24 protein-coding genes are annotated in these 23,359 nt (G+C 38.1%); 6 read left to right on the top strand and 18 right to left on the bottom strand.

What is annotated here, in order from left to right; all coding sequences use genetic code 11:
- Window positions 1-90 precede the first annotated feature (90 nt).
- From flgJ to AC2IP4_RS03330, 11 genes are all read right to left on the bottom strand, one after another.
- Complete coding sequence (flgJ, locus tag AC2IP4_RS03380; protein ID WP_375321026.1) at window positions 91-1,095, bottom strand: flagellar assembly peptidoglycan hydrolase FlgJ; 1,005 nt, start codon at window positions 1,093-1,095, stop codon at window positions 91-93.
- Window positions 1,096-1,228: 133 nt separating this feature from the next.
- Complete coding sequence (locus tag AC2IP4_RS03375; RefSeq protein ID WP_375321027.1) at window positions 1,229-2,350, bottom strand: flagellar basal body P-ring protein FlgI; 1,122 nt, start codon at window positions 2,348-2,350, stop codon at window positions 1,229-1,231.
- 2 nt (window positions 2,351-2,352) lie between these two features.
- Window positions 2,353-3,144, bottom strand: a complete 792-nt coding sequence (flgH, locus tag AC2IP4_RS03370) for a flagellar basal body L-ring protein FlgH (protein ID WP_375321028.1) — start codon at window positions 3,142-3,144, stop codon at window positions 2,353-2,355.
- Window positions 3,145-3,156: 12 nt separating this feature from the next.
- Window positions 3,157-3,945: a flagellar basal-body rod protein FlgG gene (flgG, locus tag AC2IP4_RS03365; protein WP_065593826.1), complete on the bottom strand. Its 789-nt coding sequence runs from the start codon at window positions 3,943-3,945 to the stop codon at window positions 3,157-3,159.
- Window positions 3,946-4,000: 55 nt separating this feature from the next.
- Window positions 4,001-4,750 carry a flagellar basal body rod protein FlgF gene (locus AC2IP4_RS03360; RefSeq protein WP_151654696.1) on the bottom strand — a complete coding sequence of 250 codons (750 nt, stop codon included), beginning with the start codon at window positions 4,748-4,750 and terminating at the stop codon, window positions 4,001-4,003.
- Window positions 4,751-4,963: 213 nt separating this feature from the next.
- Window positions 4,964-6,262 (bottom strand): flagellar hook protein FlgE, encoded by a 1,299-nt coding sequence (flgE, locus tag AC2IP4_RS03355; protein ID WP_105055240.1) that lies wholly within the window; start codon window positions 6,260-6,262, stop codon window positions 4,964-4,966.
- A 162-nt stretch (window positions 6,263-6,424) separates the two neighbouring features.
- Window positions 6,425-7,135 (bottom strand): flagellar hook assembly protein FlgD, encoded by a 711-nt coding sequence (gene flgD / locus AC2IP4_RS03350; protein WP_105055241.1) that lies wholly within the window; start codon window positions 7,133-7,135, stop codon window positions 6,425-6,427.
- Window positions 7,136-7,150: 15 nt separating this feature from the next.
- Complete coding sequence (flgC, locus tag AC2IP4_RS03345) at window positions 7,151-7,567, bottom strand: flagellar basal body rod protein FlgC (RefSeq protein WP_105055242.1); 417 nt, start codon at window positions 7,565-7,567, stop codon at window positions 7,151-7,153.
- A 2-nt stretch (window positions 7,568-7,569) separates the two neighbouring features.
- Window positions 7,570-7,965, bottom strand: a complete 396-nt coding sequence (gene flgB, locus AC2IP4_RS03340; protein ID WP_060991588.1) for a flagellar basal body rod protein FlgB — start codon at window positions 7,963-7,965, stop codon at window positions 7,570-7,572.
- Window positions 7,966-8,160: 195 nt separating this feature from the next.
- On the bottom strand, window positions 8,161-8,988 hold the full coding sequence (locus AC2IP4_RS03335; protein ID WP_375321029.1) for a CheR family methyltransferase: 828 nt from the start codon (window positions 8,986-8,988) through the stop codon (window positions 8,161-8,163).
- Between the two features lie 70 nt (window positions 8,989-9,058).
- Entirely contained in the window at window positions 9,059-9,979 is a 921-nt protein-coding gene (locus AC2IP4_RS03330; RefSeq protein ID WP_105055243.1) for a chemotaxis protein CheV, read from the bottom strand.
- Window positions 9,980-10,074: 95 nt separating this feature from the next.
- Here AC2IP4_RS03330 and flgA point away from each other — a divergent pair, with 95 nt between their 5' ends.
- From flgA to AC2IP4_RS03315, 3 genes are all read left to right on the top strand, one after another.
- Complete coding sequence (gene flgA / locus AC2IP4_RS03325; RefSeq protein ID WP_486310556.1) at window positions 10,075-10,797, top strand: flagellar basal body P-ring formation chaperone FlgA; 723 nt, start codon at window positions 10,075-10,077, stop codon at window positions 10,795-10,797.
- A gap of 218 nt (window positions 10,798-11,015) precedes the next feature.
- Complete coding sequence (gene flgM, locus AC2IP4_RS03320) at window positions 11,016-11,327, top strand: flagellar biosynthesis anti-sigma factor FlgM (protein WP_375321031.1); 312 nt, start codon at window positions 11,016-11,018, stop codon at window positions 11,325-11,327.
- A 48-nt stretch (window positions 11,328-11,375) separates the two neighbouring features.
- Window positions 11,376-11,804, top strand: coding sequence for a flagella synthesis protein FlgN (locus AC2IP4_RS03315; protein ID WP_105055246.1), 429 nt, complete (start codon window positions 11,376-11,378; stop codon window positions 11,802-11,804).
- A 505-nt stretch (window positions 11,805-12,309) separates the two neighbouring features.
- Here AC2IP4_RS03315 and AC2IP4_RS03310 read toward each other — a convergent pair.
- Window positions 12,310-12,741: an LPP20 family lipoprotein gene (locus AC2IP4_RS03310; protein ID WP_105055247.1), complete on the bottom strand. Its 432-nt coding sequence runs from the start codon at window positions 12,739-12,741 to the stop codon at window positions 12,310-12,312.
- Window positions 12,742-12,752: 11 nt separating this feature from the next.
- Window positions 12,753-13,388 (bottom strand): FlgO family outer membrane protein, encoded by a 636-nt coding sequence (locus tag AC2IP4_RS03305; protein ID WP_105055248.1) that lies wholly within the window; start codon window positions 13,386-13,388, stop codon window positions 12,753-12,755.
- Between the two features lie 169 nt (window positions 13,389-13,557).
- On the opposite strand from AC2IP4_RS03305, the gene AC2IP4_RS03300 reads away from it, so the two are divergent.
- The 3 genes from AC2IP4_RS03300 to AC2IP4_RS03290 all read left to right on the top strand — a co-directional run bounded on the left by AC2IP4_RS03300 (window position 13,558) and on the right by AC2IP4_RS03290 (window position 17,092).
- The gene (locus AC2IP4_RS03300) at window positions 13,558-14,694 is read left to right on the top strand and encodes a flagellar assembly protein FlgT (protein ID WP_375321032.1); all 1,137 of its coding nucleotides are present in this window, start codon (window positions 13,558-13,560) and stop codon (window positions 14,692-14,694) included.
- Window positions 14,695-14,837: 143 nt separating this feature from the next.
- Window positions 14,838-16,778 (top strand): tetratricopeptide repeat-containing diguanylate cyclase, encoded by a 1,941-nt coding sequence (locus AC2IP4_RS03295; protein ID WP_486310555.1) that lies wholly within the window; start codon window positions 14,838-14,840, stop codon window positions 16,776-16,778.
- Window positions 16,779-16,924: 146 nt separating this feature from the next.
- Window positions 16,925-17,092, top strand: a complete 168-nt coding sequence (locus AC2IP4_RS03290) for a hypothetical protein (RefSeq protein ID WP_375321034.1) — start codon at window positions 16,925-16,927, stop codon at window positions 17,090-17,092.
- A 99-nt stretch (window positions 17,093-17,191) separates the two neighbouring features.
- Here AC2IP4_RS03290 and gltX read toward each other — a convergent pair whose 3' ends face one another.
- From gltX to AC2IP4_RS03265, 5 genes are all read right to left on the bottom strand, one after another.
- The gene (gene gltX, locus AC2IP4_RS03285) at window positions 17,192-18,619 is read right to left on the bottom strand and encodes a glutamate--tRNA ligase (protein ID WP_375321035.1); all 1,428 of its coding nucleotides are present in this window, start codon (window positions 18,617-18,619) and stop codon (window positions 17,192-17,194) included.
- A 169-nt stretch (window positions 18,620-18,788) separates the two neighbouring features.
- A complete protein-coding gene (locus tag AC2IP4_RS03280) occupies window positions 18,789-19,583 on the bottom strand; it encodes a hypothetical protein (protein WP_486306688.1) in 795 nt (264 codons plus the stop codon).
- A 93-nt stretch (window positions 19,584-19,676) separates the two neighbouring features.
- Entirely contained in the window at window positions 19,677-20,738 is a 1,062-nt protein-coding gene (locus AC2IP4_RS03275; protein ID WP_486310738.1) for a porin, read from the bottom strand.
- Window positions 20,739-21,133: 395 nt separating this feature from the next.
- Window positions 21,134-21,928 carry a hypothetical protein gene (locus AC2IP4_RS03270; RefSeq protein WP_486310554.1) on the bottom strand — a complete coding sequence of 265 codons (795 nt, stop codon included), beginning with the start codon at window positions 21,926-21,928 and terminating at the stop codon, window positions 21,134-21,136.
- 93 nt (window positions 21,929-22,021) lie between these two features.
- Entirely contained in the window at window positions 22,022-23,086 is a 1,065-nt protein-coding gene (locus tag AC2IP4_RS03265; protein ID WP_486310553.1) for a porin, read from the bottom strand.
- Between the last annotated feature and the right edge of the window lie 273 nt (window positions 23,087-23,359).

Below are 23,359 nucleotides of genomic sequence, written 5' to 3'. Positions count from 1 at the left end.
TTTATTTAGTCAAGCGGCAAAAATAAAAAAATCCTGCCGCTTATATAAACGACAGGATTCTTATGAATAGGTTTTACAAGTAGATAAGCGCTATTTAGTTAAGCTTTCTACCGTTTTCATCACGCTCATTACTTTATCTGAGTAATTTGGATCCGTTGCATAACCCGCACTGTGAATACCTTTAATAAAACTTTCAGAACTTTGGGTCTGCTGAAGTGCACGTTCATAACGTGGATTTTGATTTAAGAAGCGAACAAAATCACTGAAACTTTCTTCATAATTATCGTATGAACGGAAAGCAGCGTTTTCAGTAACAGCGATATTATCGTGATACTCCAAGGTGTTTTTAGCGATCTTATCACCCTGCCAACTTCTGTCTGCTTTAATGTTGAATAAGTTATGACTTGAATCTACAGAGTTTTGAATCACTTTTTTACCCCAACCTGTCTCTAATGCGGCTTGAGCAATAAGAACATTTGAATCAATACCTAACGCTTTTGCTGCTTTTTCTGCATAAGGCTTCATGGTGTCGACAAACTGCTGAGGAGAATCGAATTTCTGTGGTTGTTGCACAGGTCTTGCTGCCAATGCTTTTTCTAATTGTGCAATCGCTGGAGATTCTACTTGTGACTCTTGTTTTGCTTCAGATGTATTTGGATAAACATAATCAGAAGGTAAACGTAACGTTTCATCGGTTGCCGCCTTACGCATTGCCGTGCGTGCATCTTGCTCTAAATTATTGCCGCTTTGAACTGGTGGCTCTTGATTCATTGATGCACCAAGTTGAGCGACGATCATATCGGCTAAACCGAGAGATCCTTTTTTCGATAACTCAGTCGACATTTGATCATCACGCATTTGCTCAAAAAACTTCTGATTATCACTACTCATCATGTCTGATTTAAATGAGCCATTCGCATTACGCATTGATTTAAAAAGCATTTGTGTAAATATCGATTCAAATTGCTCAGCAGCAGCACGCAGCGCTTTATCTTGGCTATCTTGATCGCCATTAACTGCACTTTTACGTAATTTATCTAGACCACCCACATCATGGATGAAACCGACATCTGTCATGTTTACTGAATTATTCATCTTTATACTTACTCTTTTTAATCTGCGAGATTAATCTACTTACTCTATTAACTAGAGCAAGTTTAATGCCAAAAAAAACGCACCTCCGAAGAAGTGCGTTTTCTGTAATTATTTAGCTATTTATCAAAGAACATTAAATAATGATCAATTGGCCTTCAATCGCACCCGCTTGCTTCAATGCTTGAAGAATAGCCATCAAATCAGAAGGCGCAGCACCCACTTCATTTACAGCTCTTACCAAATCATCTAACGTTAAACCCGGTTCGAACTTAAACATTTTACCTTGCTCTTCCGTTACTTCGATATCTGAATCTGGCGTTACAACTGTTTTACCATCGCTAAATGGACCAGGTTGACTCACTTGAAGGTTTTCTTTAATCGCAACCGTCATTCCACCGTGAGTGACTGCCGCAGCTTTTAATTTCACGTGCTTACCAACAACGATTGTACCGGTACGTGAATTAACAATGATTTTTGCTGAGCCGTCTGCAGGATCAAAATCGACATTTTCAACGGCTGATAAAAAAGCCACTCGTTGGCTGATATCACGTGGAGCACGAACTCTCACAGACGTAGCATCAATCGCTGACGCCATATTTGGACCGAGGAAATTATTAACGGCATCAGCCATACGTTGAGCAGTAGTAAAATCTGCTTCTAACAAGTTAAAGGTAATGAAATCACCACGACCAAATGGGGATGGAACCTCACGTTCAACCATAGCACCACCAGAGATACGACCTACTGTTGGGTTATTACCGACAATTTTAGAACCATCAGCTCCCGTTGCACTAAAGCCACTTACGATTAAGTTACCTTGTGCAATCGCATAAGTTTTACCATCTAAACCTTTTAGGAAAGTTTGCAGTAAGGTACCACCACGTAAACTCTTTGCTGAGCCAACAGAAGAAACGCTAACATCAACCACTTGGCCTTGTTTTGAAAAGGCTGGCAACGTTGCGGTTACCATTACTGCCGCTACGTTTTTTGTCTTTGGTTTTGTGCCCGGCGGCAATTGAATACCAAAATTTTGCAACATCGCATTAAAGCTTTGATCAGTAAAAGGTGTAGATTCCCCCGTTCCCGGCAAACCAGAAACTAAGCCATAACCGATTAATTGGTTACTACGAACCCCTGCAACTTCTGACACATCTTTAATGCGTGCCGCTTGTGCAGTTGAGATACTTAGACATAACCAAGTAAAGATTAAGGTAACTAGGCTTTTATTCACGTCAAAACTCCAACGATTCGTCATTATTACAGTGCTACATTAAAGAATCGTGCCAAGAATCCAGGTTCTTGCATATCTTGTTGATCGCCCGTACCAGAATATTGGATACGTGCGTTTGAAATTCGGGTTGATGCTATGGTGTTATCAAAATTAATATCTTCAGGACGAATAGTACCACTCAAACGAATATATTCATCACCGGTGTTAAGCGTTAGCCACTTCTCACCACGGATCAATAAGTTACCATTTGATAATACTTCAATCACTTCTACTGTTATTGAGCCACTTAAGCTATTACTTTGGTTAGCGGAGGTATTACCTGTGAAATTATTGTCATTTGATAATTCATATGAAAAATTATATTGGCCACCCATTTGCAACTCTTGACCACCGACTTGCAGTGGATCCATGCTTGAATCATTCGTTTTTGATAATTCTGCATCGGCACTTTTTGCCGCTTTGGTATTTTCTGCAAGCGTAACCGTAACGATGTCACCTAAACCATGAGGTTTTGTATCATCATACATATCTTGTGCATGATCAACGTTAAACAATGAACCAGTTGCTGCAGCATAATGCTCTGGTTTTTCTTTCGGATGAATAGGCGCCCAAGCCGGATCGCCTGAAATAGGATCATTACGACCACGAAGTGTATCGATAATGCCACCACCTTCTTCTTTTGCTTTATCGCCTTCTACCGCATCAACATTTGTTGTAGCAGAAGTCACTTCGCTATCTTGTAAGTTCGGATTTTGAACTAATAGTGACTCACACCCCGTTAAGGCTGTTAGTACTAATAAACAAAGAAGACGTTTCATCCTAATCACCAATTACAGTTGTTGGTTAACAAAGCTTGCCATCTTATCAACAGCAGAGATTACTTTAGAGTTCATTTCATAAACACGCTGTGCTTCAATCATGTTTACTAACTCTTCAGTTACGTTTACGTTTGATGCTTCAAGCATAGATTGACGAATGGCACCTAAACCTTCTAGGCCTGGTGTTCCTTCTTGCGGATCACCACTTGCGCCCGTTGGTAAGTAAAGGTTTTGCCCTACTGGCTCTAGACCACCTGGGTTAATAAAATCAACCGTTGTAATTTGACCAATCACTTGGTTATCTTGCTGACCACGTAAACGAACAGATACTTCACCATCCGTCCCCACAGTAACGTTGATCGCATCTTCTGGTACAACGATTTCAGGCTCTAAACGATAACCTGCACCTGTCGTTACAATTGCGCCTTCATCATTTAAGGTAAATTGACCATTACGAGAGTAACCAATGTTGCCATCAGGCATGGTTACTTGGAAAAAGCCTTTACCCTCGATCATCATATCCATGCCGTTCGACGTGGTTTGTGCATTGCCGTTAGTAAATACTTTTTGTGTTGCCACAACTTTAGAACCAGAACCAAGCATTAGGCCTGTTGGTAACTCGGTATTTTGAGTTGATTGAGCACCGGCTTGATTTACGTTTTGGTAAAACAGATCTTCAAATACGGCACGGCTTTTTTTAAAGCCAACCGTTGAGGCATTCGCCAAGTTGTTTGAGATAGTTGCAATGTTTGTTTGCTGTGCGTCTAAACCTGTTTTACTTACCCATAATGCTGGATTCATTGTGTGTTCCTCTAAATTTTTTAATGTATTAAGTTAATCAAAGTTAATTATTCAATTAACCCATACGTAATAATGAGTCTGATGCTTTATCCATCTCTTCAGCGGTACTCATCATCTTGACTTGCATTTCAAACTGACGCTGCAAATCAATTAAATTGGTCATTTCACCTACGGCATTAACGTTACTGCCTTCTAATGCACCTTTAAGTACGGTTACACCCGCATCCGCTTGGAATGCATTATTAGGATTTTTCGAACGGAACAAACCATTCGTGTCTTTAAATAAATCGCGATTATCGGTTTTTACTAATTTAATGCGGTCAACTTCTGCCATCGCTTCAGCTGGCGCACCTTGCTCAAGAACAGAGATAGTGCCGTCCTTTGCAATTTGAATCTTTGAGATCGGAAGTGGCAAAGTAATTGGTGCATCATTTTCGCCTAACACTAGGTGACCGCTGCCATTCATTAATAAACCTGTTTCATCAATTTTTAGGTTACCAGCACGAGTTAACCCTTCACGGCCCGTATTGTCCATAACTGAAATCCAACCATCGCCTTCAATGGTTAAATCTAAATCACGGCCTGTAGTGATCACTGAACCTTGAGAAAAACTGCTTCCTGGACGCTCTGTCATATTAAATACACGAGTCGGCAAACCTTCACCATACGCTTGCATTGAACGCGCTTGCTCTAAATCGGCACGAAAACCTGTTGTGCTTACATTGGCAAGGTTGTTTGAACGCAGCTGCATAGCTTGCATGTTTTGCTTTGCGCCACTCATGGCTAAAAATAATGCGCGATCCATAATGAACTCCAATAATCTATCTGAAGTTATAATAGCAATGTGTGTGCCAACTTTTATTAAGCTTTACTTTCAAATGGTTAACTAACTATTACGTCAAATAAATAGAAAATTAATAAATAAGGAGGAAAAGAAGGGATAGTAAGGGGCAAATAATCTGGGTAAAAAATTGCCGTCAATATCGACGGCAATTTTATAAATACATTCTCGTTTAGATTAACGAATTTGTAGGATATTTTGTTGCAGTTGGTTATGTACATCCAATGAACGAGAGTTCGCTTGAAAGTTACGCTGTGCAGAAATCAAATCAACTAGCTCTTGAGTCATGTCGATGTTTGACTGCTCTAACGTACCACTTTGAATATCACCAAATGAACCTTGGTTTGCTTCACCCCAAATAGCTGAACCTGACGCTTGAGTCGTAGACCACTGCGTACCGCCATTTTGGGCAAGGCCTTGCTGGTTAGTTACTCGAACCATTGCTACACGACCAAGAGTAACATCTTTACCATTTGAGTAAGAGCCGATAATGTTACCGCTCTTATCGATGTCAACTTTTGATATATAACCTGTTGTTGCACCATCTTCACTGAAGCGACGCATTTCAAACGGTGCCGAGAACTGTGTTGGGTTATCAAACTTCATGGTTAATGTCTGAGAAGGATCTGCACCATTTAAGTTTAAACCATTCTCACCTAACGTTGTTGTTGCAACAGGTTGACCAGCATTGATACTTTGAGTTGTACCATCGTTATTAAAGATAATAGAGTGACCAAGATGGCCTGCTGCATTCGTTGCATCACCAGCGTTAATATTTACGGCTTTCTCACCATCAACATCAGTTGATGAATAGAATACATTCCAACGGTTTGGTTGCGTTGCATCTTTTACATAATAAGATGTCATCTTATATGGCTGACCAAGAGAATCATACGTCGTTACCGATGTTGATTTATTGTAGGTATCAGGATCATTCATATCAAAGAGAGCTGGATCTTTTGCTTCAGCTCCTGCCGGTAAATTCATACCAATTTCAACATTTTCAGTTGGTCTAGGTTGACCAAACTGATCTGGGATCTTTATCGCTTTTGGTTCATAAGACGATACATTACCCGATTCAGGATCCACTTCGTAACCTAATAAAAACTCATCATTTGATGTTGTCATGTAGTTTTCATTATCTAAATGAAATGCACCATTACGGCTTAACTCATTCGTCGATGGTTGTAAGCGATCTTTCGCTACCGCAAAAAAACCTTGACCCGAGATACGTAAGTCCATTGGGTTATTAGTATAAACACTTGAGCCTTCATGGAACTGTTGAGCAACTTTTGTTGTTTGTGCACCACCACCTGTTGTGGTTTTAGCATTTGAAAACAACGATGATGAATAAACATCACCAAACTCGGCACGAGACTCTTTAAAACCAAACGTATTGGCATTCGCCAAGTTGTTTGATGTTGTATTTAGATCTTTTTGAGCAGCGGCTAGACCACTTAATGCTACGTATGACATTTGATATCTCCTATCTAGCTACGCTGATAATTTTCCAATTCCATTAACGATCACAGTCATTGGGAATGTTAAAGGAATTGGCATAGCTCTATTTATTAATGAATTTTACGATATAAATAAGGGGATTCAGGCAGCGTCATGCTGCACTGAATATTCGCCCTTTTACGCCTTACCTACTTCTAAGACTTCTGCTAGTTTCATAGGTGAGGTAAAGCCAGCAAGATTAAGCAGAACATTGCCATCGCCTTTGCCTAGAAGAACACTGTTGACGTTAGCGTATGTTGATACGCCAAATTCTTTGTTTTCTCCATCAAGCACGCCCGCCGCTTTAATACTGTAGCGACCAGCAGGCATAGCATTGCCTTTTTCATCTTTGCCGTCCCACTCAACACGAGTGTCGCCAGCAGGTTTAGCGCCCACATTTAAAGTACGAATTAATTGACCTTGCTCGTTTTCAACACGAACCATTAGGTTATTAATTGACTGTGGCAATTTAACCATTGCCGCCATACTTTTATCTGCTTCTTTTAAGCCTTTAGCGCCAGGTACTAGAACATCACGGCCAACAAGCGAAGACGCTTGTAATGCTTGGTTAGATGTCATAGATGAATTCAAGCTATCAAACTGTGTATTCATCTTGCCGATACCATCGACGGTTGCAAATGATGCCATTTGCGCAATCATTTGATCGTTTTCAACCGGCTTAGATGGGTCTTGTTGAGACAACTGTTTGGTTAATAATGCAAGGAAGTCTTCTTGCTTCAGTTCATTTTTACCGCCAGTTGTCTTTTCAGGCTTGTTCGCCTCTTGAAGACTTTTAAGCTGGTCGATGTAGGACAAGCCTTGTTGACCAACGTTATTGATTCCAGTCATAGCTACCTCCTATCCTTATTGACCCATTCGCAGAGTACTCTGCAACATTTGTTTGCCTGCATCTGCAACTTGCACATTCGTTTGGTATGAACGAGAAGCAGAAATCATGTTTGCCATTTCTTCCATTACATTAACGTTTGGCTTAAAAATATAGCCATCGTCATTTGCCATAGGATGATCAGGGTTATATTCTGCACGCAATGGTTTTTGGCTTTCTACAATACCAAGTACTTTTACAGGAACTGTATGATCTTGTTTGTATTTTGCTTTACTCAATTCCGCACCAAAGACAGCTTGACGAGCTTTATACGTTTCAGCAGCAGAGCTACTTACACTATCAGCATTTGCCATGTTACTTGAAGTGGTATTAAGACGAACTGACTCTGCACTCATTGCAGACCCTGTAACGTTAAAAACATTAAATAAGCTCATCTCTATTCCCCTTTAATTGCTTTGGTTAGGTTTTTGAATTTGCTACCTAAAAATTCCAATGATGCTTGATGACGAAGTTGGTTTTGCATAAATAAATTACGTTCCAAATCTACATCAACCGTATTCCCATCACCCGTATCTGGTTGAGTAGGTACACGGTATTGAATTTCCCCTGCCATTCGTGTTGAGGCATTAATGTGCCGACCATCGGTACGACTGAGACCCATGCTTGCCTTCGATGTTGCCGACTGCATTGCTTTTTGAAAATCCATTCCTTTTGCTTTATAGCCTGGTGTATTTGCTTGAGCGATGTTTGTCGCTAGCATTTCAGCACGTTCAGAGCGAACTCCTACCGTGTACTGATGAATACCTAATGCGTTATCAAAAGAAATTGCCATTCCAAACCCTCCACAAGAACTGACTAGCAGTATATATAATTTCTATATAGCAACCTGTATGCCAACTTTGTTACTTAACAAACAGATTGACGATACTACTAGTAAAAATATAAGCAATTAACATGCCGAACCTGATTTTTAGGCACAAAAAAAGCGACCTAAGCCGCTTTTTGTTGGTAATTTACTCAAATATGATTATTTAAGTTTATAAATAATTCCTGGATTACAGCGAACCATTTCAAATTTATCCGTCAAACCTGTTAATGACTCAGAAGCACCAAGCAATAAATACCCACCAGGGTTAAGACTTGCCGCCATCTGATTTAACACTTTCGCTTTCATGTCTGGTGAAAAATAAATAAGTACATTACGGCAAAAGATGATGTCAAATTTACCTAATAAACTGTAGCTGTCCATTAAGTTTTGAGGTCTGAAATTAACCATACGTTTAATTTTATCGTTAATTTTCATTTTTCCATCATCCGCGTCTTCAAAAAATGCACGACGGCGTTCTGGAGATAAACCACGACTTAATGCAAGATTATCATAAACACCTGCTTTACAGTTTTCTAGCATTGATGGTGAAATATCAGTTGCTGTAATACTAATGTTTGGAAGAAAACCAGGCTTACGCGCTTGGATCTCAGCAATGGTCATCCCCATTGAGTAAGGTTCTTGACCTGATGAACTTGCCGCTGACCAGATTTTTAATGGGCGACGATTTGCCGCTAGCTCTGGAAGAAGCTTTTCAGACAATACAGTGAACGGGTAACCATCTCTAAACCATAATGTTTCATTGGTTGTCATTGCATCAACCGCAGCAACACGCAATTCACGATTACGACCCGAGATCACTTGTTTTAATAAATCAGACAATGAAGCTAATGAAAACTTAGCAACTAAAGGACTCAGTCGGCTTCTCACTAGATATTGCTTACTGTCACCAAGAACAATGCCACATTGAGACTCAAGAAATCGGCTAAAATCACGATATTCTTGTTCGTTGATAGTTATAGTTGTCATTAACGAATAAATTTCCAAATAAAAAATGAATGTCACCTTAGATTACAGGTGACAAAATAACAGGTAGGCTTTATTTTTCAACCGCTCTTTTTACTGCGGCACCCAATTCATCTGGATTAAACTTCGCAATAAATTGGTTTGCACCAACACGTTCTACCATTGCTTGGTTAAATACACCACTTAATGAAGTATGCAATATTACGTGTAGATCTTTCAGTGCAGGTTCACGACGAATTTCGGCGGTTAAGGTATAACCATCCATCTCTGGCATTTCAACATCAGAAATAACCAAACCAATTTGATCATAAATATTGCCTTCATTTGCCATATCAACAAGCTTATCTAGCGCTTCTTTACCATCTTTTACCATGATAGTTTCAAAGCCAATAGACTGAACGGCACGTTGAACTTGCTTACGAGCAACACTTGAATCATCTGCAATCAATACTTTACGTACGACTTCAGGACTGATCGCTGCCATCTCTTCAACCAATGTTTCATTAATTGTTTCATCAATAGGCGCGATTTCAGCCAAAATCTTTTCTACATCAAGAATTTCAACCAATTCATCATCAATGTTAGTTACTGCTGTTAAATAGTTTGCACGGCCAGTTCCTTGCGGTGGCGGCAAAATAGCTTCCCAATGCATATTTACAATACGCTCAACAGACTTAACAAGGAACCCCTGAATCGTACGGTTAAACTCAGAAATAATAATAAAACACTTATCAATATCTGTTGTTGCACGTCCACCCGTAGCAAGGCTCAAATCAATCACAGAGATCGTTTGACCTCGAATATGAGCAATTCCTTTTACTAATGGATTTAAATTTGGCATTGAAGTCAACTTCGGACACTGTAATACTTCTTTTACTTTAAAAACGTTAATACCATAACGTTGACGTCCCATAAGACGGAAAGTAAGTAGTTCTAAACGGTTTTGTCCAACAAGTTGTGTGCGCTGATTCACCGAATCCAGTATACCTGTCATATATGACTCCATCTTGTGCCATTATCAATGAACCGTGAGCCTAACATAAACCCATGACGAACACGACATACTATATGGCATTTTATAATAAAAATATGATAATAAAAAAACGTGATTCCAAGATCACTCTTTATCGACTTATAAGCGTTATCGGCGTATTCATAAGTTTCTTTAATTCTATTGCGTATGCTGCCACAGATGAACAGCTAAACGCAATCAAACAAACGGCAGAGTCCTTTATTCAAACACAAATTGAAATTCCTAAAAATGGGACAATCAATGTAGAGGCTGCGCGTATTGATAACCGAATTTATGCAACTGATTGCCCAAAACCACTCAGTGCCTCTTTACCTGGACGCTTAAATACAAGTGGTAATACATCGGTATTAGTTGAATGCCAACTTGATGATTGGAAAGTATATGTTCCTATAAAAACAGAATTAATGATGCCATTAGTTACTGCAATCTCTCCTTTATCAAAAGGGCATTCAATATCAAGCAGCGATTTAGCATTAACACTAGTAAACACTCGAACTTATCGACGAGGGGGCTACGCTAACCCAAATGATATTATCGGTTCTAGAATTAAACGCAGTGTAAGAGCTGGTGACGTTGTCGAAAAAAACGACATCTGCATGGTGTGTCGCAACGACAGTGTTATAATTAAAGCAGTAAAAGGCGAATTAAGTATCCTAACAAAGGGAACGGCACTGGGTGATGGCGCTTTAGGCGATAAAGTAAATGTTGAAAACGACAAATCCAAACGCATTGTTAGTGGTATAGTCACTGCCGTGGGGGAAATTAGTATTCGCTTTTAAGTGCGGAATTAAATGTCACACAGAATATTAGATTTTTTCCTAAACTTCTTGGACTTAGTGCCGATATGATTTTTGTGGCATTATTTATGCTTAGTTTTACCACAGTTTAAAATAATGAAAAAAGCGTCAAAAATATTCATTATTTGCTTAAGTTAATTTTTTGACAGCCGATAAATAGTTTATAAGAATGTATTAACCGGCGAAAAGGCTTGAATAATATGACAAATATTGACCAACTACGTGCTAGCCAAGCAATGACAACTGTACGCAATCAAGCTCGTGTTGATTCTGGTGATAAATCACCAACAAGTTCAGCACCAGCATTGTCTGCAAAAACAGATGCCGTCTCTTTGAGCAATCAAGGAAAAGAAATTGGCCAAATGCACCAACAACTAGCAACTGAACCTTCTTTTAATGAAGATAAAGTTGCTGCAATTAAAGCAGCTATTGCAAATGGCTCTTATTCAGTTGATCCTGAGCGTCTAGCAGACAACATGATTAAATTTGAAGATGAATTAGCCGGCCTATAACCTAGGCTGGTAACTTTTCTCATTGTATACCTATAATATAGAGACAATATGGCTCAAACATTAACTGAATTATTGGACCTACAACGCAGTGTCGCAATATCACTTTCGACTGTTCTTAGTCGAGAGAAGGTGGCTATTGCAAGTAGAAAACCAGCGGAAATGGAAAGTATTGCCCACGATAAATTAGGGCTATTGAACCAGTTACGTCAATATGATCAGTTACTAGGTAGTCACGCGGAAAGGCAGCTTCTTTCTGAAGATAGCGTATTAAATGACAAAGTGGTTGAAATAAAATCTATCATCCATGATTGTAAAGAAGAAAACGTGGTTAATGGCGAAGCCCTTCAACGTGCACAATTGAGTTTTAATAAGTTAAATAATCTTATGCAACAAAGCCGTGGTAAAAATGGCATGACATATACTGCTGAAGGCCAAACTCGTAATATCACGACGTTAGGCACAAATATAAAAGCTTAACCTTGAGAGTTTAAATTTATTGGAGACAAAATCTCCTCTTTAATTATTTTTCTATATAAAAACACTCTGGGCATACCTACCCGCTTTATAAATACGCTATCAGTCCTTATTTTCACTAGCCTTTTCATCTGGCTTGCTTAGAAAGAAATAAATCAAAAAACTACCAATTGGTGTCAACATTATAGAAATCATAAAAAAAACAGGTGCTGAACGCCTCTGATTATGAGCAATAATCGAAACACCAATAGATAAAGACACATAAATCCAACTGACTAAAACAATAACCATTGTCCAAAACTTCTTAATTATCAAAATTCTGAACAAATTACCCCAACAAATGATCAACGTCATACTCAAAAACTCAATAATGCTGTTTACTAAGCACTTTTGAATAAATTATACCTCTTGAATACTCATCCATCTTCTACAACTCAAATAATAAAAAAGCCCTCAGCACTAAAAGTACCAAGGGCAAATATGTTGAATGAGAGTGTTTATTCGTTAATTAAAATAACGTTGTTTTTCTTTGCGTTGAGGGTACGTCATAAACTTGACCTTGATTTTTCATACGCTCCATCTTTTTCAAATCTAACTTTAATTCAGTCACATAACTATCACCCACAGGATAAGTTCGAATTACTTCTGCACCACGGATAATACCATCAACACCAGCACTGGTTGTTTCTTCACCCAGTTGCTGATCATTCATTTCAACTTTACCACTAATTCGCATCCCATAAACTTGTTCCGCTAATTCACGATATGCATCAACTTTTGACGCTCGCATAGCTCGAATACGTTTTTCATCAATATTCTTACCCGCTTGCTCACTAATGCTAGCGTAACCGACCGCGGTCAAGTGATCGCTTTCACGCATGACACCGATTGGTTGGCAACCAACTAATACTAATAGAGCTAATAAAAACCAATGTTTCATATCTGCTTCTCCTATGGACGTAGGATTATGGTATTACGCTCTGCTTTCTTCACATCAGAACGAATAAGAACACCATCTTCCATACGCATGGTATTTAAGGTATCTAAGTCACGGCCAATTCGATCCGCAGGAAGGAAACCTTGTGCCGAAGCAACAACGATTCTAGTTTGCATTCCAATAACACGAGCATTAATTAGCACACCACCATCTTGGCGAAGCATCGTACCTGTTAACACGTAATCAACTTGCTGCTCTTGCACTAATTCTTTCCAGTCACGGCTAAAAGCGAAATCACCCTGCTGAGTTACACGAATATTACCCGTTGTTTTGTAGTCAATAACCTTAAAACCACGACGCTGTAGCTGGAACATAAACCCTTCAGTCACTGAGTTACCTAGCCAGTTGGTTTGATCCATCTGCTGTAAATCAACAAAAGAAGTAATGGCAATCGGAGATCGTGCCGACAGTGTCGTATTCGATGTTACCAATTGCTCTGTTAAACTCTCAATAAAGTAATCCATTGTATGTCGCGGTGTATCTGCCAACATAAATGGGCTGCCATTATAAGGTTCTTTACCATTATAAATCGGGGAGTAGGCGCATGCGCTCACCACCATTGACAGCAAAATTACAACTAATACTCTCATTCTATTATCTCCAGATAATGTTTTTTATATACTTACTCGCTTCATTTAAGCGTCAAATTTAAACTAGGAACAAAAATTGCAGTAGTTTAGGAAACGCAATTTGTAAGTACTTTTATCAATCAACAAATATTAGTTAGCAAATTTCATACCCACTTGGCAGATAGCAGCAATGAAAAGAATATTTTTTTTACTTACATCAATATTAACAATAGGTTACAGCTTACCAGCTAACGCTGAGTGGTTTGAAGTAACTGGCTCAGCAAGTGTATTAACCAGTAAAAATGCGGCAAGACCTCATGCACTAGAAGATGCCGCTTATCAAGCAATGCTCTTTTCTGGGGCCGACATTAGCCGTTTAAATGATCTTAAAGTCTTCTTTGAGAATGATGAAAAACGCTATCAATTCAGTGGAAGTGAAATTCGCAGTATTGAAGTAGTAAAAGAAAAGAAAAAAAATGGGAAGTTATACATTACTGCACGTATTGATATTTACCCTTCGGCAAACAGTTGCCATGTTGGTCAATACAAAAAAACCATAATGACAAGTGAGATAACAGTAGACTCACCACAACAAGCGGTTATGGGTAAAGTTTATAAGTTAGGTGAAGATCTAAGCACCGTTTTTTCTCGTCAATTAGATAAAGAGTCACAAAGCTTTATTTCTGTTGGCACATCTCATGTCCGAATTGATAAACGCCAGCCTGAAGTTGCAAAAATGATTGCAGAAGATCATGGCGCTCAATATATTTTCTCAGGACACATTACAGACCTAAGTGCAACGATTGAGCAAAACTTATTGAAGAAAGACACCATAAATCGTCAATTTGCTATTGAGGTTGCTGTGTTAGATGGCAAAACAGGGCAAACGGTCTATAACAATAATTACCGTGAAGTGGCTCAATGGGACTTTCCAAAAACAAGTGAAGTTGACACCCAAAGTGCACGTTTTTGGACTTCAGCTTATGGCGAAATGGTTCTTCGAGTGAATCGCGATATGATGCTGGACCTTGAAAACCAATTTGCTTGTAAAATTACTCTCCCACAAGTAGTCAGTATTCATAACAATCGAATCACGATGGATCTTGGTCGTATTCATGGCGTTAGCAAAGGTGATAAATTAGATCTTTGGCATACAGGCTCGTTTATTGATCAAAATGGTCTACCACGTAATAAAGTAGCCAAAACCAATATTACATTAACTGTTGACCGAGTATATGAACAAAATGCTGAGTTGGTAATAGATCAGCCTCAACTCATCAATAGTGTTCAAATTGGTGATGTAATGCATAAAACTGTCATTCAATAAAAATAGACGTAGATCATTAATATCTAAGAGAAATTACCATTGACGGTAGTTTCTCTTTTTTTTATGAGGCTTATCCTCGTTTTACCTTTCATCTTGAGATATTCTTTCCAATATAATTAGAACAACATTCTCATTGAGTCATCATGCTAGGACAGTTTCGTTTAATTATTAGTAGTTTACTATTGCTGATAAGCTCTGCTTCATCTGCTGGTTCAGTTATGTCTGAAGAAGCATGGAAAAAACAATACCATCAATACCGAATACAAGATCAAAACAAAGCCTTATCGATGCTTAATGACGTCTATTCATCGCTACCTCCTTCTGCTGAGCGAATCTATACAGCAACTCGAATTCATGGCTTTGTGACTCGTAGAGGTGACACTTATTCTCATAAAACAAATAACTACAGCGCTAAACTCTATGAAAATATTGAACATTTGATCTTAAAATCAATGGACTTAGAAGATAAGGGGCAATATGAAAAATCACTGAACTATATTAAAATAGCTCAGAATAAAGCCAAAGAACTTAATAATTTGGATTTAAATAGCTTAATTCAACTCAACCAATGCCGAGCTAATTTAGCACTAGGAAACTATTATTTGTCCGAATTTTACTGTCAATCAGCATTGAAACATTTAGAACAGACACCAAATCATTATATTGACATAAAATGGGGATATCGCCTGTTGGCTTTAAGCTACCAAGGCGTTACAAATTATCAATCAGCATTAATTGTTAGCGAAAAAGCCCTATCTTTGGCAAAGCCTTATGAAATTAACGATACTGCTTACAATAATATAAGCAGCTTACTTCTAAAGATGGGTAAGATAAATTCAGCAAAAGAATATGCGACTAAAGCATTAGAAATCCGTATAGAGCGAAATATTCCGCAAAAAATTGCTCAATCGCACCTTATACTTGCCGAAATTTATTCACAATCATCAAATTACTCTCAAGCTAAAGCTTCAGCTACATTAGCTATAGAGCAACTACAAGACAGTTATAATGCTAAAACACTAAGTCGAGCCTACCTTATCTTTGGCTCAATTCTTAATGCTCAAGGCTACTACGATGAAGGGATTGAATACCTTTTACTTGCCCTTAAACAACTCGATCTCAATTCAAATTCAGCTCTAAACATCGAAATATATCAAGCTCTCAGCCAAGTTTATTTAAAATATGAAAATGTAAATAAAGCATTAAATTACATCGCTACCGCAATAGATAAGTCTGAAAAATCACAAAATAAACAGGCCTTATCTGCATCTTACTTAATTCAATCTCAAATACATGAATTTATTGGTAATTTTGAATTGGCATTAATTTCTCGAAAACAATACGAAGAAATTATAGATAACATCCATTCAATGGATCACCAAGAGGCTTATGCAGCGCTACAGCTACGTCAATCTCTTATTGAGAAGGAAGAGCAACAATTCAATAATTTAAAGGTTGTTCATCAGAAGCAACTTGAAATAAACATAGAAAGGAAATATCGCTTACTGTTTCAAATCATCATTGCCCTTCTAACTATTACGATATATTTTATCTTACGCTCAAGGAAACGCCTTAACACTTTGGCGCATAAAGACGTATTAACTAATGCAAATAATCGACATTCTATATTTGAAATCATAAATAAAAACTTAACGAACTTTCATACTCAAGCAGCATTAGTTATGTTAGATATTGATAACTTTAAAAAATTAAATGACCTACACGGCCACCCAAATGGGGACTTAGGACTTAAACACCTCTATTCCATTTTAGAAAAGGCAATACCATCACCTCATCAAATAGGCCGTATTGGCGGAGAGGAGTTTTTGATTTTAATTTCGAATGAAACTAAAGATACATGCTTGAAGATGATTGAATCTGCTCGAGTAAATTTAGAACAAAGTAGTTTCACCACTCTAGATAGAAAAACTCTATCTATTACCGCGAGTTTTTCTTGGGTATATCTTGAGCGAGAAATGAAAGATGTAGAACAGATATATTTCATATTAGATGAAGGGCTTTATCAAGCTAAGCAAAACGGTAAAAACTGTATTGTAGATGCTTTAGTTGATCCTATAATTTAAACCTCATTAGTGATGTAATAAAATGTAATTAACCGATTCTCATTTACAAGATCAAAACAATGTCTATATTTAAATAAGCAATGGATATGCGACAACTAATAATTACAATGGATTAATCAATAGAACGTTTATTGAGGATCATAAAAATGAAATATGCATGGTTAACAATTTTAGTTGCTCTTTTTTCTTTTAATTCGTTTGCTTTAGAAGGCTCTACTGAAATCGGACCGAAAGTGTCCTGTGAACAAACTGATGGTAGCATCGTTATGACGTATGCAACGCTTTGTAAAGTGGTAAAAGGCACAATTAAATAGATGTTTAATCAATAAAAAAAGCCGCTGAATAGTAAACCTTTCAACGGCTTTTTTATTACATTTCAATAATATACTTAAAACTAAATTCTATACTCAGTATTATTGAGCGTTAGCTTCACGATCTACAATAAATGCTAGTGCCATCTTGATACGGGCAACGACACGCTCGTTACCAATCATTTGCATTACTGCGTCAACCGATGGAGATTGACCACCGCCAGTAACAGCAACACGTAATGGCATACCAATTTTACCCATACCAATTTCTAGCTCAGCACATACTTCTTCAATCACATTATGAAGGTTTTCAGTTGTCCACTCTTCTAGAGCTTCAACTTTAGCAAGAGCAAGTTCTAACGGGCCTTTAGCAACACCACGTAGATGTTTCTTAGCAGCACCGGCTTCAAACTCTTCAAAATCTTGGTAGAAGTAGCGAGATTGCTCAGCTAGTTCAATCAGCGTATTACAACGCTCACCGACTAAAGTGATTACTTCTGTAATTGCAGGGCCATTTTCAAGAGAGATCTCTTTTTGATCTAAATGCCATTGTAAATATTTAGCAACATACTCTGGCTCTGACGTTTTAATGTAATGGTTGTTTAACCATAACAGTTTATCAGTGTTGAATGCTGATGCTGACTTACTTACTGCATTTAAGCTAAATAGGTTAATCATTTCTTCTTGAGAGAAGATCTCTTGATCACCATGAGACCAACCTAAACGTACTAAATAGTTATTTAATGCGTTTGGTAGATAACCTTCATCACGATACTGCATTACAGAAACTGCACCATGACGCTTAGACAGTTTTGCACCATCATCACCTAGAATCATTGCACAGTGAGCAAACATTGGTACTGGTGCGCCCAATGCTTCGTAGATGTTGATTTGACGAGGTGTGTTGTTGATATGATCTTCACCACGGATAACTTGAGTAATACCCATATCCCAATCATCAACAACCACTACGAAGTTGTACGTAGGTGCGCCATCAGTACGGCGGATGATCAAATCATCTAATTGACTGTTTGAGATTTCGATACGACCACGGATCTGGTCATCAAATACTACCGAACCTTCTTTAGGGTTACGGAAGCGAATTACACACGCATCCCCTTCTTTTGCAGCTGCATTCGCGGCAACAATTTTTGGGTGGTTTGCATCGTAGCGAGCCATCTCTTTATTTTCTTCTTGTTCTGCACGAATTTCATCTAACAATTCTTTTGATGCATAACATTTGTAAGCTTTGTCTTCTGCAAGTAGTTGATCAACTACTTCATTATAACGGTCAAAACGCTTAGATTGGTAATAAGGACCTTCATCCCATTCCATACCCATCCAGTGCATACCTTCAATAATAGCATCTACCGCTTCTTGAGAGTTACGTTCTAGATCCGTATCTTCGATACGTAGAACAAATTCGCCACCTTGGTTTTTAGCAAAAAGCCATGAGTAAAGTGCAGTACGTGCACCACCAACGTGAAGGTAGCCTGTTGGGCTTGGAGCAAAACGAGTCTTAACCGTCATTGTTATTACCTTTTTGAAGAGGTTGAGCTGAATCTGTCAGCACCACATAATTTGTGCGCTATTTTAGCACTATAAGGTAAATCTACAATGGGAAAGAGAGAGAGTCCCTAATTTAAAAAATAGAAAAAGTGGTTAAGTAACTCACTTAACCACTTTTAAAATTCAAAAATTATTTATTCAATAGCCAAGTCAAGATCTGTGCTTTATCTTCAGAAGACGCTTTCTCATACCAATAGCTCAACATTTCTAATGATTTAGACGAGGTAGTTAATTTACTGTTTACCGTTTTACGGTTAGCAAAAGCCCACTCAGTGAATTGTTCTTGCTCTACAGGAGAAGCCTCATCAAGCCAATACTTGGTCATTTCAACTGGTTTTGTTTCAACTTCTTTTATTTCTGCCGCTGGCTGTTGTGTAACAACCATCTGTGTATTCTGTAATTGAAGTGCTTTTTCATCCAGCACGGCTTGAAAATAACCCGCAGGGATCGTGAAAGACAATTTCGAAAGATCATTTTGAGTTTTAACTACATAAGTTAACCCACTCTTAGCAGATAATACGATGTCTTCATTATCAATAGGAAATGTAAAATATTGAGTAGCAGTACAATGCTCACTACATGATTCTGTTGATGGCGAATAGGCTGTCATTTTCTTTTCGGTGCCATTTAATGAAACAGAATCGTATACGTAGCTTGATTTAAAATAACTAAGCTCTACCGCTAAATAAGAAGTAGGCGCAGCTTTTGGCGTTGTCGCATAATTGGCCGTTAACTGAGAGGTATTCCTCATCGCATTCGCCCCAACACCTTCATTTTCGATTGGGTTAATGCTTTTCGCTTCTATAGATACATACGTTGATTTTTTTGTTACCTCATTTACTGCATCACTAAAATCATCATCACTTGATAATGTGGAGCACCCACTAAGTAATATTACGCTTAGTCCTAAAATTCTTTTATACATCCTAATACACCTTAAATTTTAAATGCTCTTAAAGTAAAAAACGCCGACAAAAAATTGCCAGCGCTTTTAAAAGTTAGCTAAGTAACAACTTTCTTAGAAGCCGTACTCTAAACCAACGCGTGTTACGATATCTGTATCAGCATCACCAACAGTACGTCCAGCTACACGTAGGTAAGGTACGAAACCGTTATGAACAGCCATCAACTGACCTGAAATTGTGTTGCTATCAGAATCTTTATCAGTCTTACCGTTCGTTTCTGACTCTAAGTTAGCAGCGTAACCCAGTTTGAAACCAATTGGACCGTTCCAGTATTGACCAATGATAGAGTAAGAGCCTTGCTCAACATCCGTACCCATTTGAGCAACACCAGCTTTATTAGCTTGGTTATCTAATGATTCCATTTTATATGCTGCTGCAAAACCGAAACCAGCAGGTAATGAAGCCTCTAAACCCACTAGATAAGCTTGGTTATCTTGACTAGCAACACCATTAAAATCAGAGCCAGTTTCAACAGCTCCCATGAATGTTACTTTTTCAAAACTGTATTTTGCGTTTGCACTCACAAATGATGAATCACGTGTAGCTGCGCCACCACCATTAGCGTTATCGTCACGACCAACAGAAGTTGCAAATGAGAAACCACCAAATTTAGGTGAATCATAACGCACTTGGTTTGATTGACGATCGTAATGACCAGCAATACCACCCCAATCGAATACAGAGCCTAAACCTGGGTTAGAAAACGGCCAGTCAACTAGTTCATATAGTGGAGTAAGAACACGACCTACGCGCACGTTACCCCAATCACCAGATGCACCAACAAACGTATCACGGAAACCTAGCACACCACCAGAAACGCCGCCATGACCCCAGTCTGTACTATCAACATAACCAGACTCAATTTGCATTGTAATTAATACGTTTTCGAACATCTCTTTATGAGCACGGAAACCAATTCGAGATTCATTCTCTACAGCATAACCAGAACTTGCATCATTATTATCAGTTGTATTGTAGTTAACCAATGAAATTGCAGCAACACCATATACTTCAACATTAAAGTCGGAGTTAATACCCACTTCTTTTGCAGTTACACCGCTCGCAACCAATGCAATAGCAGCACCTAAAAGGGTTTTCTTAAACATAGTCATAATTCCTTCATTTAACTAATTAAGTAATGCATAGATATTTAAGTTGGTCGCCGAAATGAACCATGCACTAGATTTGTTGTCTGAAGCAGACTATGACAATGTTTTTTCACAAAGAAAATATAGTTATGTTTTTTGAGTGACGAGGTTCAAACTGGATTACTTATAAAAAAACATATTAAAATAAAATCAATAACTTAATTAAATGCCAAAAAAAACAACCACGATTAAAAATAAAACAAAAGAGATCGAAATCTCAAAAATCATACCTAAACACGCCAAAAACAAAGGGTTAGATCACACCAGATTTAGTTAAAATTATAAATATTCACTTTAATTTAAAAAAAAGTGCGAACTAAGTCGCACTTGGTATTTTACGAGAATTAATAAATCTCTAAACGCTATTTATTTAATAACCAAGTCAAAATTTGAGCTTTATCTTCAGCTGATGCTTTCTCATACCAATAGCTCAGCATCTCTGCCGATTTTGAATTACCTTCCAATGAAGTCGTTACCGTTTTTCTATTTGCAAACGCCCATTCAGTGAATTCCTCTTTCTCTACAGCTGTAGCATCATCAAACCAATACTTGGTCATTTCAACAGGCTTTGTTTCAACTTCTTTTATTTCTGCCGCTGGCTGTTGTGTAACAACCATCTGTGTATTCTGTAATTGAAGTGCTTTTTCATCCAGCACGGCTTGAAAATAACCCGCAGGGATCGTGAAAGACAATTTCGAAAGATCATTTTTAGTTTTAACTACATAAGTTAACCCACTCTTAGCAGATAATACGATGTCTTCATTATCAATAGGAAATGTAAAATATTGAGTAGCAGTACAATGCTCACTACATGATTCTGTTGATGGCGAATAGGCTGTCATTTTCTTTTCGGTGCCATTTAATGAAACAGAATCGTATACGTAGCTTGATTTAAAATAACTAAGCTCTACCGCTAAATAAGAAGTAGGCGCAGCTTTTGGCGTTGTCGCATAATTGGCCGTTAACTGAGAGGTATTCCTCATCGCATTCGCCCCAACACCTTCATTTTCGATTGGGTTAATGCTTTTCGCTTCTATAGATACATACGTTGATTTTTTTGTTACCTCATTTACTGCATCACTAAAATCATCATCACTTGATAATGTGGAGCACCCACTAAGTAATATTACGCTTAGTCCTAAAATTCTTTTATACATCCTAATACACCTTAAATTTTAAATGCTCTTAAAGTAAAAAACGCCGACAAAAAATTGCCAGCGCTTTTAAAAGTTAGCTAAGTAACAACTTTCTTAGAAGCCGTACTCTAAACCAACGCGTGTTACGATATCTGTATCAGCATCACCAACAGTACGTCCAGCTACACGTAGGTAAGGTACGAAACCGTTATGAACAGCCATCAACTGACCTGAAATTGTGTTGCTATCAGAATCTTTATCAGTCTTACCGTTCGTTTCTGACTCTAAGTTAGCAGCGTAACCCAGTTTGAAACCAATTGGACCGTTCCAGTATTGACCAATGATAGAGTAAGAGCCTTGCTCAACATCCGTACCCATTTGAGCAACACCAGCTTTATTAGCTTGGTTATCTAATGATTCCATTTTATATGCTGCTGCAAAACCGAAACCAGCAGGTAATGAAGCCTCTAAACCCACTAGATAAGCTTGGTTATCTTGACTAGCAACACCATTAAAATCAGAGCCAGTTTCAACAGCTCCCATGAATGTTACTTTTTCAAAACTGTATTTTGCGTTTGCACTCACAAATGATGAATCACGTGTAGCTGCGCCACCACCATTAGCGTTATCGTCACGACCAACAGAAGTTGCAAATGAGAAACCACCAAATTTAGGTGAATCATAACGCACTTGGTTTGATTGACGATCGTAATGACCAGCAATACCACCCCAATCGAATACAGAGCCTAAACCTGGGTTAGAAAACGGCCAGTCAACTAGTTCATATAGTGGAGTAAGAACACGACCTACGCGCACGTTACCCCAATCACCAGATGCACCAACAAACGTATCACGGAAACCTAGCACACCACCAGAAACGCCGCCATGACCCCAGTCTGTACTATCAACATAACCAGACTCAATTTGCATTGTAATTAATACGTTTTCGAACATCTCTTTATGAGCACGGAAACCAATTCGAGATTCATTCTCTACAGCATAACCAGAACTGTCATTATCATTGTCGGTAGTATTGTAGTTAACCATTGAGATCGCAGCAACACCGTACACTTCAACATTAAAGTCTGAGTTAATACCTACTTCTTTCGCTGTTACACCTGAAGATGCTAAAGCAACTGCAGCACCGAGTAACGTTGTTTTAAAAAATTTGTTTTCCATGGAATAAAGCTCCTAAAAAATGGATATAGCTGTGTTCATTATTTACTCGCTTTAAGTTGGCCGCCGAAAGCAGTAAATAAATCTCCTAATTCACACAATTTTTAAATAAGAAAAGGAAAATTTAAAAATCGTAATTACCTTATATTTTTTCCTGCATACACACTGTGCATCCATGAATAAATACTAAACCGTTCAAAAAAAACATAAAACAAAAACTTAATTTACAACAAAAAAAATATGACGGAGCGCAAACTTCTTTCGCGTTAGTGATTA

The organism is Aliivibrio thorii (assembly GCF_057368585.1).
The sequence above is the reverse complement of the archived record's forward strand: the minus strand, read 5'-3'. Positions and strand labels throughout refer to the sequence as shown.